Origin of the sequence: Planktothrix mougeotii LEGE 06226 (assembly GCF_015207485.1) — a bacterium.
Lineage (GTDB): Bacteria > Cyanobacteriota > Cyanobacteriia > Cyanobacteriales > Microcoleaceae > Planktothrix.
On record NZ_JADEWU010000004.1, the window covers coordinates 94,315 to 106,620 of the forward strand.

Annotated in this window: 14 protein-coding genes; 8 read left to right on the plus strand and 6 right to left on the minus strand. The window is 38.5% G+C overall.

Features of this window, described 5'->3' with window-relative positions; all coding sequences use genetic code 11:
* Positions 1–21: 21 nt before the first annotated feature.
* Genes IQ236_RS03180 through IQ236_RS03190 form a run of 3 tightly spaced genes read right to left on the minus strand, consistent with a single transcriptional unit; the run spans position 22 to position 3,727 of the window.
* Positions 22–828, minus strand: a complete 807-nt coding sequence (locus tag IQ236_RS03180) for a retron system putative HNH endonuclease (RefSeq protein ID WP_193867924.1) — start codon at positions 826–828, stop codon at positions 22–24.
* Positions 825–2,168, minus strand: coding sequence for an AAA family ATPase (locus tag IQ236_RS03185; RefSeq protein ID WP_193867925.1), 1,344 nt, complete (start codon positions 2,166–2,168; stop codon positions 825–827). The genes IQ236_RS03180 and IQ236_RS03185 overlap by 4 nt, the downstream gene beginning before the upstream one ends.
* A gap of 50 nt (positions 2,169–2,218) precedes the next feature.
* Positions 2,219–3,727, minus strand: a complete 1,509-nt coding sequence (locus tag IQ236_RS03190; RefSeq protein WP_193867926.1) for a UbiD family decarboxylase — start codon at positions 3,725–3,727, stop codon at positions 2,219–2,221.
* 210 nt (positions 3,728–3,937) lie between these two features.
* On the opposite strand from IQ236_RS03190, the gene IQ236_RS03195 reads away from it, so the two are divergent.
* The gene (locus IQ236_RS03195; RefSeq protein ID WP_193867927.1) at positions 3,938–4,138 is read left to right on the plus strand and encodes an RNA-binding S4 domain-containing protein; all 201 of its coding nucleotides are present in this window, start codon (positions 3,938–3,940) and stop codon (positions 4,136–4,138) included.
* Here IQ236_RS03195 and IQ236_RS03200 read toward each other — a convergent pair.
* Entirely contained in the window at positions 4,124–4,666 is a 543-nt protein-coding gene (locus tag IQ236_RS03200) for a pentapeptide repeat-containing protein (RefSeq protein WP_193867928.1), read from the minus strand. The genes IQ236_RS03195 and IQ236_RS03200 overlap by 15 nt on opposite strands.
* A 62-nt stretch (positions 4,667–4,728) precedes the next feature.
* Here IQ236_RS03200 and IQ236_RS03205 point away from each other — a divergent pair, with 62 nt between their 5' ends.
* From IQ236_RS03205 to IQ236_RS03235, 7 genes are all read left to right on the plus strand, one after another.
* Positions 4,729–5,982, plus strand: a complete 1,254-nt coding sequence (locus tag IQ236_RS03205) for a threonine/serine exporter family protein (protein WP_193867929.1) — start codon at positions 4,729–4,731, stop codon at positions 5,980–5,982.
* Positions 5,983–6,274: 292 nt separating this feature from the next.
* The gene (locus IQ236_RS03210) at positions 6,275–6,565 is read left to right on the plus strand and encodes a hypothetical protein (RefSeq protein ID WP_190517478.1); all 291 of its coding nucleotides are present in this window, start codon (positions 6,275–6,277) and stop codon (positions 6,563–6,565) included.
* Positions 6,566–6,724: 159 nt separating this feature from the next.
* Entirely contained in the window at positions 6,725–8,452 is a 1,728-nt protein-coding gene (locus IQ236_RS03215; protein WP_193867930.1) for a succinate dehydrogenase/fumarate reductase flavoprotein subunit, read from the plus strand.
* Between the two features lie 184 nt (positions 8,453–8,636).
* On the plus strand, positions 8,637–8,867 hold the full coding sequence (locus IQ236_RS03220) for a hypothetical protein (protein WP_193867931.1): 231 nt from the start codon (positions 8,637–8,639) through the stop codon (positions 8,865–8,867).
* On the plus strand, positions 8,860–9,246 hold the full coding sequence (locus tag IQ236_RS03225; RefSeq protein ID WP_193867932.1) for a type II toxin-antitoxin system VapC family toxin: 387 nt from the start codon (positions 8,860–8,862) through the stop codon (positions 9,244–9,246). The genes IQ236_RS03220 and IQ236_RS03225 overlap by 8 nt, the downstream gene beginning before the upstream one ends.
* Before the next feature lie 106 nt (positions 9,247–9,352).
* On the plus strand, positions 9,353–9,568 hold the full coding sequence (locus IQ236_RS03230; RefSeq protein WP_193867933.1) for a hypothetical protein: 216 nt from the start codon (positions 9,353–9,355) through the stop codon (positions 9,566–9,568).
* Positions 9,556–9,999 (plus strand): type II toxin-antitoxin system VapC family toxin, encoded by a 444-nt coding sequence (locus IQ236_RS03235; RefSeq protein WP_193867934.1) that lies wholly within the window; start codon positions 9,556–9,558, stop codon positions 9,997–9,999. Before IQ236_RS03230 ends, IQ236_RS03235 begins: the two co-directional genes overlap by 13 nt.
* 84 nt (positions 10,000–10,083) lie before the next feature.
* Here IQ236_RS03235 and IQ236_RS03240 read toward each other — a convergent pair whose 3' ends face one another.
* A complete protein-coding gene (locus tag IQ236_RS03240) occupies positions 10,084–10,632 on the minus strand; it encodes a hypothetical protein (RefSeq protein ID WP_193867935.1) in 549 nt (182 codons plus the stop codon).
* A gap of 64 nt (positions 10,633–10,696) precedes the next feature.
* On the minus strand, positions 10,697–12,277 hold the full coding sequence (locus IQ236_RS03245) for a DUF4407 domain-containing protein (RefSeq protein WP_193867936.1): 1,581 nt from the start codon (positions 12,275–12,277) through the stop codon (positions 10,697–10,699).
* Positions 12,278–12,306: the final 29 nt, after the last annotated feature.

Consider the following 12,306-nt stretch of genomic DNA (forward strand, 5'->3'; position numbering starts at 1 on the left):
ATATTAATAACCCTCCTACAGTTAATCCGGTAATTGATTAATTCTGGCAAATAGGCTATAGCCAAAACTCCGTTTACCTACTTTTTTTAATAAATCAATGGCATCTAAATCTTGATAGTGATGAGCCAAAAATGGTAAAATATAAAATAAGGCAAAAGCTAGATAGGGTTCTTCAATATTACAAGACTCTTTGAGTAAATTAATCGCCTCTTTTCTATTAATATCATCAATTTTTTCACTGGTTGCCATCGTTAAAAGAGCAAGCATTGTTTTAACTTTTTTACTTCTTTCTCGAATCAACTCTTTCCTTGTACCTCTTTGATCATTTAGATCAAAAATATTTACAACAGTTTTACCTCTATCCGTAAGCCCATCAATCCAGGCTTGGTTAGCAGTTTGATCCCAAGTTAATTGAAGATGTTCAAAAATATCTGTTTGTTCATCAGTTGGATCAATTAGCAAAGGTTTATCATTAACATCTAGGGGAAACTTTGTCCCTTTATGTTGAGGATTATTACAAATGGTACAAGATAATAATAGGTTTGTCCACTCAAAGGTTAAATCAGTGTATTTGCTTTTAGGATAAAAATGTTCAATATCCCCATAACCAACGGTTAAAATCTGGCTCTCACAATAGGCACATTTCCCGTGAAAAATTCCAACTAAAGCCTGCTTGACTTCAGAATGTCTATATTTATTAATAGCGTTCTCACGCTGTGATTTTGTTGCATTAGGATTCGCCTTAATCGTTTTGAGTTCAGTTAGCCATTGATTAGCCTTGGTTTGCAAAATCTGAGGAACTTGAGTTAATCGGGAAACGGGAATCAAGGTAAATTCATCTCCAAAAACGCATTAATTCTATCATCTAAACTTCCGGGTTCAGGCAGAGACATAGGTTGTTTATCCTGCATAAACAGTTTCAATTGGTTAAATTCTTGCTCTTCTTCTTTAGACAGTTTATCTTTTTTGATTCTGAGTTCATGATATCGCTGAATTTTCTCCTGTGTGGAGGGGGAATAAGTAGACTCTAAACCAAAAGCAGGACTTCTGAGGATGTAATCAACATCATAAGCTGAGATGTCTTCAACGGGTGTAATTTTAGTTTCTCCGTTAACAATATCTAAACGTAAAGTTAAAGCATCTTCTCCGGCTCCGGCAGCAATAAAAGGACTATGAGTTGCAACAAAAAACTGAAGGTTAGGAAAAACTTCGCGTAGCCATTCAGCAATCCATCGTTGCCAAAAAGGATGTAAATGAATGTCTAATTCATCAATTAAAACAACACCTGATGCTTGAGTGGGATCTTCTAAATCAGGAAAGGTTTGAAGTAAGCGCCAAATTAAATCTCCTGCTAAGGCAATAATACTACGATATCCATCTGATAAACCAATCGTTGAAACCCTTTGACCATTGACATCAAATTTAATTAAACCCTCGATACTCACTTCAGCAATTTTTGTATTTCCAGGGAGTAGTTTTTCAATCGCATTTATCCCGATGTCTCGCATTTTTTGTGCAGTTGGATCTCCTTTGGCAATCCTAAATTCTAAATAAACCATCCATCTTTCAAATGAACTCAAAGCACTATCTTCATTAAACTGAGTCGCAAAATTGCTAGATCGTTTTGCTGGTTCTAAACTAGGAATTAAAACTTGACTGGTTCTCGTTAGACGACGAAATGCACCATATCCAGCAGCAAACCATCCTTTTGTATCGGATGCAAACGCATTCTTTCTCAACCAACTTACTATTTTTGAACTTTCTTCAATTAATGCAGGTTCTGTATAAGTTTCTTCACCGACTTTGACGGCTTTATCTGCTGTAACAAAATAAGAATAGGAAAATTTTTTTCTGATTTTTTCCTTACCAAAAATTATAGCATCATTTTCTTCTTGATTTAAAGTAATACTTAGTTTTCCCGGCTTTTTAGAATCACAAACCCAACCCGTAGGGCGAGGTAGCAGTTCTTTAGCTGCTTCTGGCCCTGCTAAAAGTAAGGCAATGGCTTGCAGTAATGTACTTTTACCAACACCATTTTCCCCTAATAAGGAAATCCAAGAATAGGGTTTTAGGCGATGATTGGAAACATTAACGGCAGTCCGAGTGAAAATAATTTCCTCGTTTTTAAAGCATTTAATGTTATTTAGAGTTACGCTTTCGACCCACATTCTTGTCTCCTTAAAAATTTGAGTTTTTTTTAGATAGTAGCACGTTACAACTATCTTATCTCATAACCGAATTTATTGGGGTCTACTTCGGTTAAATTCAGATCATTTAATCCATATTCTGCCCAACGTTTGGTTACCCTTTCAGCAACATCAACATCTGACTCTAAAGGTTCTCCCCATTCGTGATTGGTTTCGGGAGGGATTTTTGTCGTTGCATCGATGCCCATTCTTCCCCCTAATCCAATTTTTTGACTGGCAAAATCTAAGGTATCAAAAGGCGTATCAGGAAGAATAAAAACATCCCTGGACGGGTCAACTTTTGAACTAATTGCCCATACCACTTGTCGCGGATCTCGAATATTAATATCCTGATCTACGACTATCACAAATTTGGTATAAGTAAACTGAGGTAAGGCACTCCAAAACGCTAAAGCAGCCCGTCTTGCTTGACCGGGATAAGCTTTATCAATGGAGATAATTGCAGCTTTATAACTTAAGGCTTCCATAGGTAAGAAAAAGTCTACAATTTCCGAGACTTGCTGCCTTAAAATCGGGGTATAAATCCGGTTTAATGCGATCGCCATCATCGCTTCTTCTTTAGGAGGACGACCGCTAAAAGTAGTTAAATAAATCGGGTCTTGACGATGGGTAATACATTGAAATCGAATCAACGGAGAATCTTCAACGCCACCATAATATCCCATGTGATCCCCAAAGGGGCCATCGGGTAACATTTCCCCAGGAGTTATGGTTCCTTCTAATACAAATTCCGAGTCCGCCGGAACTTCTAAATCTACCGTTTTACACTTGGCTAATTGTACCCCAGACCCCCCATATAATCCCGCAAATAACCATTCGGATAAATCAACCGGAATAGGTGTCGCCGCCGCCATAATAATTAAGGGATCAACTCCTAATGCGATCGCAATTTCTAAATTTTTTCCCTTCTCCGCCGCTTTGCGTAAATGTCTCGCACCCCCTCGCACCGATAACCAATGGACGGTCATGGTATTTTTAGATTGTAATTGTAAGCGATAAACCCCAACATTGGGGGTTCCCGTTTCACAATCTTTCGTAATCACTAATCCCAACGTAATGATTTTCCCCGCATCTTTAGGATAGGGACGAATCATGGGAATTTGGTTTAAATCAACATCATCCCCTTCAATGATAATCTGTTGACAAGGAGGGAAAAAATTGCGCCCAGGTTTAGCTTTGACGACATCAAATAAAACCTTGCCAAAATCAATGGCTTGGGAGATTTTTTTAGGCGGTTTAGGTTGTTGTAACATTCCTAATTTTTTCCCCAATTCCTCTAACTCTTGGGGAGTTTCCATATTCATTGACCAACAGACCCGTTGTTCTGTCCCTAATAAATTGATCGCCACCGGATAGGGTGAACCTTTAACATTTTCAAATAATAACCCTGGGCCACCACATTGCAACATTCGGTTAGAAATTTCAGCAATTTCTAAGTCAGGATCAACTAAGGTTTGAATTCGCCGTAATTGTCCCCGTTCTTCTAACAGTTTTAAAAAGCCTCTTAAGTCTCTCGCCATTGTATTTAAGAAATGTTACGTCTGTTTTTATATTATGACAGTTTTTGAGACGGAATGCCCATCTGTGTCAAAATTATCTAGGTCAGTGTAATTATTTTTTTATTCCTTATTTAACGTTTATTAAATTAACCTGATTTAGCCTTGCTCAAAATCCTCAATTCTATTATAATAGATTAAATACCTGACTCTCTATTAAGAGCCTATCAAATCATGTCTGAAACCATTAAACTCGATCAATTTCTTAAATTTATCGGTGAAGCTTCTACCGGAGGACAAGCTAAAATTATGATTCAATCCGGTGAAGTTCGAGTTAATGGTGAAATTGAAACTCGACGAGGAAGAAAATTAATAACTGGGGATCAAGTATTGATTAGGGGGAAAACTTTAACGGTTAATTTAGAGCAGGGATAACATCAATTCACCATTGGGCATAATCGTATTACAAATGATGGCATCGCTTTGATTAAATCCAATAGAATCCGTTAAATTAGCATCGGTTAAATTAACGGCTTTAAAATTAGCTTTTTCTAAATCCGTATCTCGTAAATCAGCCCCGACTAACCAAGCATTTTCTAAATTACACCCGTAAAGGTTGGCAGCGCTTAAATTAGCTTGATAAAGATTAGTATAGCTTAAATTAGCGTGGGTTAAATTGGCTCCATTCAAGTTAGCATGGGAGAGGTTTGCCCCCATCATTTGTACCCCATATAAACTAGCTTGTTCTAAAATCGTATAACTTAAATTAGCCCCCATTAAGTTAGCACCGCGTAAGGAAGAACGACTCAAATTCGCGCCCTTGAGATTTGCCCCACTTAAGTCGGCCCCAATAAAGACTAATTTACTGAGATCCAAACTTTGTAAATCAGCGCCTCTTAAATCCACCTCTTTAAAATTCCATTCCCCTGTGGCTTTTCGTTGTACTAATTCCCAACTATCCATAAAATTAAGCCTAAATCCCATACTATTAATAGCATCAGATGTCCGTTTAAGGAAAAACCCAGATGACACCAACAGTCCTGCAAGAGATTGATCAAAAGTTTCACCTGGTTCTACTTACCGCCCGACTTCTTCTACAAAATAGTGCTGCAACAGAACGAGTTCATCGGGTAACTGGTCAATTAGCAGATAGTTTAGGAATTGAAGCCCGGTTATTAGTATCTTATGAAGCTATCACCTTAACAACCAAAATTCATAATCAATTTTATTCGCGCATTAGTACCCCCATTCCGGCGATGAAAATTAATATGATGGTCATGACTCAAGTGATGCGCTTAGTCGATGATATTCAACAAGGACATAAAACTTTAGAAGAAGTTACAGATGAGTTAGAACTGATTAATCACCATGCTCCTCATCATTATCCGCAATGGTTTTTAGTTTTAATGCTAGGAATTGCGGGGGGAAGTTTGGCTAAAATTTTTCATGGAGATTGGTCTACTTTTTTGATTGTGAGTTTAGCAACAGCCCTGGGACTAATCTTAAGACAACAATTAGCTAAACACAAGTTTAATGGGTTTATTATTACATTTTTTGCTGCTTTTTTGGGCGGGTGTATCAGTGCAATTGGAATTAAACTCGGTTGGACAACAACGCCAGAACCCTGTTTATTAGTTCCGTCCATGATGTTAGTCCCAGGGGTTCATTTAATTAATGCAGTTTTAGATATGGTTTATAACCATCAAATTACAGGAATTGCTCGATTAAATTTTAGTTTGGTGATGTTAATTTCTATTTTATTTGGCTTATTATTGTCAGGAAGCTTAATGGATATTTCTGTTGCCGTTAATTCGACAAAACCCCCTCTATTACAGCCGGAAAATATTTTATTTGCTGGATTTGTGGCGGCTGGATTTGCGATTTTATTTAATGTTCCTAAAGGAATTCTTTGGGTTTGTATTCTTTGTGGAATTGTCGGTTATGGAATGCGATTTTTTTCGATTTATATCGGATTAGGAATTATTTGGGGAAATCTTTTGGCTTCAATGGTTGTGGGATTAATGACAGTTTATTTTTCTCGACGATTTAAAGTGCCTTCGGCGGCTATTGCATTTGGGGCAGTTGTTGGAATGATCCCTGGAATATTTATGTTTCGAGCCGGAAGTGGTTTAATTTTAATGATGAAATTAGGTATCAATTCCGATATTTCTTTAATTGCTAATACGATAGTGATGGCTGGAACCGCCTTATTAATGACATTAGGAATTCCGGTAGGGTTAGCCTTACCGAATTTATTATTTTTTAGATCAGATGATTAGAGTATTCACCCCTTCCCTGATTTTGGAGAAAGGAGATAAAACACAGGCGTAGGGTGCGGAAGAGTCTCTCAAATCGCTTTTAGCTATTCCCTAAGAGGGTTAATGCTGAACAATCAATGTTAAGAATTCCTGAAAAAATCAAGAATTCAGAATTTTATCCGGTTTGCTGCCTGCTGAAGTATGACCGAACGTAAAGTTAAATTACAACTCTTATTAAAATGTTTAAAATTTTTCCAAAATTGAATCAACCCTTTAACCTAGAAGTTTAAAGGAATATTACGAGAGAGGGCCAATGCAAGATCTGAAAAAGTATCGTATTCGATGCACACTTACCTATGGCGATATCTATAGCCAAATTATCGTCTGGCTAATTGTCATCTTTATTGCCTTAGCGACTTCATTAGCACTGTGGAGTACAACCCGTCAAATTTATGCGTTAGCAACGGTGGGCTTAATTGTTGTGCTGTCTTTACCTTTTTTACTCTTTGCATTTGTCACCACTTTATTTAACCATATCGAAATTCTATCTGTAGACCCATCCATTGAAGACGAACCGAGCCGCGCTGAACTTCCCAGTTCTTAAACGGTGCCAGTGGCGAGTTAGAATAAATTCAACTCATACAGTAATCAGTTATCAGTGTAAGAGCTATACCAGTAGGGGCGGGGTTCCCCCACCCTTACAGACCTATAACTAATAACTGATAACTGATAACTGATAACTGATAACTGATAACTGATTAAGATGCTAGAACATGATGTGATTATTGTTGGGGGCGGGTTAGCTGGATGTCGGGCGGCGGTAGAAATTGCCCGCACTAACCCCAGCTTAAATATAGCCGTTGTTGCTAAAACTCACCCCATTCGTTCCCATTCCGTCGCCGCCCAAGGGGGTATCGCTGCTACATTAAAAAATATCGATGAAAGCGATAGTTGGGAAGCCCATGCTTTCGATACCGTCAAGGGTTCAGACTATCTCGCAGACCAAGATGCTGTTGAAATTTTAGCGAAAGAAGCCCCGGATGTGATTATTGATTTAGAACATTTAGGGGTATTATTTTCCCGTCTTCCCGATGGCCGTATTGCTCAACGGGCCTTTGGCGGACATTCCCACAACCGTACCTGCTACGCCGCCGATAAAACAGGTCATGCTATTTTACATGAACTGGTCAATAACCTCAGACGCTATGGCGTTCATATCTATGATGAATGGTACGTCATGCGGTTGATATTGGAAGAAGGACAGGCCAAGGGCGTTGTCATGTTCCGTATCAATGACGGACAGTTAACGGTTGTTCGCGCGAAGGCGGTCATGTTCGCAACGGGGGGCTATGGTCGGGCGTTTAATACCACTTCTAATGACTACGCCTCAACGGGGGACGGGTTGGCGATGTCGGCGATGGCGGGAGTACCCCTGGAAGATATGGAATTTGTGCAGTTTCATCCCACAGGTTTATATCCGGTAGGGGTATTAATTTCCGAAGCTGTACGGGGGGAAGGCGCTTATTTAATTAATAGTAATGGGGAACGATTTATGGCGACTTATGCCCCAAGTCGGATGGAATTAGCACCCAGAGATATTACCTCTCGCGCTATTACTTTAGAAATTCGGGCGGGGCGAGGAATTAACCCCGATGGCAGTGCTGGGGGGCCTTATATTTATTTGGATTTACGACATTTAGGACGGGAAAAAATTATGAGTCGGATTCCTTTTTGTTGGGAAGAAGCTCATCGTTTATTAGGCATTGATGCAGTTGTAGAACCGATGCCAGTGCGTCCAACGGTTCACTATTCTATGGGGGGAATTCCGACTAATATTGATGGACAAGTTTTAAGCAGTGCAGATAGTTTAGTGGATGGATTATTTGCAGCCGGAGAAGCGGCTTGTGTCTCGGTACATGGGGCAAATCGTTTAGGCAGTAATTCCTTATTAGAATGTGTGGTTTATGGGAAAAGAACCGGGGCGGCAATTGCAGAATTTGTGCAAAATCGGAAGTTACCAATGATTGATGAACAACGGTATTTAAAAGAAGCCCAAGAGCAATTACAAGGATTATTAGATCAATCAGGAGACTGCCGAATTGGGCAACTGCGTCAAGAATTTCAAGATGCTATGACCACTCATTGTGGTGTGTTTAGAAATGATAGCGTCATGCGAGAAGGGTTAAGTCAAATTCAAGAGTTACAAAATCGATATCAACAAATTTATTTAGATGATAAAGGCAAATGTTGGAATACCGAATTAATTGAAGCGTTAGAATTAAAAAGCTTGATGATTGTAGGAAATCTAATTTTAACTTCAGCCTTAAATCGTCAAGAAAGTCGAGGTGCTCACAGTCGAGAAGATTATCCTCAACGCAATGATGAACTGTTCCTCAAACATACCTTAGCGTATTATTCCCCTGCGGGTATTGATTTAGCTTATCGTCCGGTCAAAATAACGTTATTTGAACCCCAGGAACGAAAATATTAAAAAGTAGTGAGGCGTTCACGCCTCTTAGCCCTAAAGGGCTTACTAGAGGAACGAAAATATTAAAAAGTAGTGAGGCGTTCACGCCTCCTAGCCCTAAAGGGCTTACTACTAAAGGCGATCGCATTTCCCTCGATCCTAAATTGCTATAATAACAATCAGCCCAAAAATCTCAACATCAAGCATAATGTCTACTTATAGCGAGGTACTGAGTCAGGCTCAAAATCTCACTCCTGACGAGCAACAACAACTTTTAGAAGTATTGTCAGCATTGATGCGCGATCGGGTAATAACCCAGACTCAGGGTAACAGTGAAAAATTAGCCGGAAAAAATTTAAAGAGATGGCGCGGTTTTTTGCCATCTCGTGTCGATGCTTTGGAATTCCAGTTGCAAATTCGAGAAGAATGGGATGATTAATAAATATCTTCTCGATACCAACATCTTGATTTACTACTTCAATGATGGGTCAGAAGTTCAGTCTATATTTGATGACATTGAAGCTGGAGATGCAGAGGCATTTTACTGTCCGATTAGTTGGGTAGAGTTGCTTTGTTACCCAGAATTAACAGAAGAAGAAGCGAATGAGATGCGAAAATTTTTGAGGCTTCTTAACTGCGTATCATTGACAGAATCAGTTTTAGATCGTGCAGCCCAGATTCGTCGAGATTATCGCTTGAAACTAGGAGATGGTGTAATTGCAGCCTGTGCTTTAGTTGAAGGATGTGTTTTGGTAACTCGTAATGCTAAGGATTTTAAGCGCGTTAATGGGTTAACTATATTGAATCCATTTGATTAGGTAAAAGAATGGGCGATCGCATTTTGGGGAAATAAGGGCGATCGCATTTCCCTATATCTTAAATTGTTATAATAACAACCAACCCAAAAATCTTAATCAAGAATTTATGTCTATTTACAACACAGTATTGACTGAGGTTCTAAGACTTTCACCCGATGAGCAACTGCGACTCATTTCTGAATTATTAGTATATGTTCGTCACCGATTTCAGCCTAAACCTAAGCGTAGTATTTTAGAATTAGAAGGGTTGGGTGAGGAAATTTGGCATGGGATTGATGCTCAAGAATATGTGAATCACGAACGAAATTCATGGAATGGATAGCTCAGTTACAGGGAAAAGTTGTGGGATTAGACACCGCGCCTTTGATTTATTTTATTGAGCGAAATCCAAACTATTTAGAGATGATGCGGCTTTTCTTTAGAGCGTTTGATCGCGGTGATTTTAGGCTGGTGACATCAACAGTAACCCTAGTGGAAGTGCTAGTTCATCCCCTGCAACAAAAAAACACTATTTTGGCTCAAGAATATCGTGAAATATTGCTCAATCAAGAAGGTTTAACTGTGGTTGAATTAACTCCAGATATTGCTGAAAAAGCAGCACAACTGAGGGCAATTTATAGTTTGCGATCGCCCGATGCTATTCAAATGGCTACAGCTATCTGTGAGGGTGCTTCATTTTTTTTGACAAATGATGCCCGGTTGCCTTCTTTACCCGAATTAACCGTTTTAGTGTTGGAGAATTTGAGAATTTGAGGGAGTATTTTTAGAAGGGAAAAGAAAGGCGATCGCACTTTTGAAAATTAAGGGCGATCGCGCTTAACATGATATCGTCAATGTTTAAAGGCTTTCGTCTGTGATACTCAAAACCTTTTTAACTAACTTGTTTTGACTATCCTGAAAGTCATCTATTTTTTGTTCCAGTTCTTTAATTCGTTTCTCCCGAAGTTTACTACTTGTTAGTTTCTCAGCCTCTTGTAATTTCTGATCAATAAAATCGAAAACATCATCAGTATTACGATCTATTTCTTTGAGAAGTTCGGTAATTCTGTTGGATAAAAACTGGGCATCCTTTCCACGACGGTCTGCTTTCATTCTCAGTAAATGTTGATTGCAAGACTCGCGCAGGTTATCAAGTTGCGTCTTTCTAACCATTGTTAATGCTTGTCTGAGAAACTCAAATTCAGCTTGCACTAACGAAGCATCACCCTGAATAATTGCCGTCTTTACTGAATCAGGCAACATACCAGAACCTCGACCACTCTTGAGATTTCTCATAATCTGATCGGCATATTCTGTAGCTTTAATCACGGTTGATGAGTCAGTTTCTTGTAAACTGCGTGCAACTAAAGCACTTGATTTCTCTAAGTTATCATTAAAGTCAGTCATTGTTGGTCTCCATTTTATTTAGTAATTTGAGAATTTAGTCTGAATCATCAATCACCTAAAAAACTTAGTTTGATTTATGATTTGAGCCGTTGTTCTCATTGTTAATTTCTTGTTTAATTTGAAAGCCTTGAGCTTTAAACTCCTCAACTTGTTGTTCCACCTCTTGAACTATTTTTTCATTAGTAATACCTCTAACTCGGTTGGACAAGGCTTCTTGTAAAAGGTCAGTCTTAACTTTATTGAGCATCTCATGCAACTCTTTTCCGGTCAAACTAATTTCATCAGTAAATTGTAACAGTTGTTCTTCGATTTTTTTCTCCATTTTTATTAAAATTTTACTCCGAATTTCTAGTAAATTTTCTCCTTGATCCTTAGCCATTTCAGCCAAGATTTGGTTCAACTGTTTTTGCAAAGTTTCCCATACTTTTTCCTGAATTTCATCAAAGGTATCTTGTGCTCTTTGTGCTTCGTCTACATTTCCCTTTAATTCAATTTTTTTTATCTTTTTGAGGTGATATATTTCGTATCTAATCATCCCTTTATCTTTTAACAGCTTGTCCAGTAATTCTAGCTCATGTTTAGCTTCTTTAATACCTCGCGCAGTTCCACCGACTGTTTTCAGTTCTTCCCTTTCAATGATGGCATCATAAGGCCCATAACCAGAGAGTATTTTGACAAAAATAGGTGAGGTTTCCAGTAAAATAAAAATTAGGGTGACAAAGAAATTTATATTGGCAATGTCGGGATCTACTCTACCTAAATTTTCTAGTGTTTTTATCCGTTTAAGAAGACCATCTGCTCCATCATCTTTACTCTTTAATTGCTGAATTTTCTTGTTTAATCGATTGTTGGCTTCATCGATTTTTTGCTGAACCTCTTGTTGTTGACGCCCTAACTTAGCAATATTTTCATCAATTCGCTTAACTTCTTTCTTTATTTCCAGAGCTACTGGGCCCTCATTAGGTTTGCCAGTTCCACATGTGCCCCGCGTTTCACAAATATATTCATTGTGAGCTTTATCCCTTTTTTCATTTTCCAGCTTTATATCGTTTTCTAAACGCTTTTTCTCTATATCTAATGCCCGCATCTCATCGTCATACAATTTTTTTCGTAGATTTTTGATCTCCACCTCATTAACTTTGGCTATTTCGGCTTCAAGTTCTTTATTAAATATCTGGATTTCCAGAGGCTTACTAATCACCAGACCTAATACCAAAGCCAGACCTAAGCGTGGGAGTGCGGTAATAGTCTGTACTACAGATCCAACCAAATATTCACCAAAATTTGCCCGATATTTTTTCTTAATACTAATGATGAATAGTCGATCAAGTGATCTGATTCCCCATCCCCATAATAAACCCAACACCACTGACAGGATTATATTTTCAAAGACGACAAAGATGGCGTAGCCCATGGAGAAAGAGGCTAGGGTTGAAATAAACAGAACTATGGCTCCAATAGAAGCATATTTAGCTCTATCGGTAGCGCATTGTTCCTTCTTTAGAATCTCCTCGTTGGCTCCAGCGCATTGCCAGAAGATCCTTTGAACTGGAGAAGAAGTCTTGGTATCCCTTTTCTGGTTTTGCATTGGCTTAATATCTACTTTTGGACTGACCCAATCAGTTTGTAATACAGCAAGCCCCACTGTTTTTAACCTTACTGAAACATTCTGCC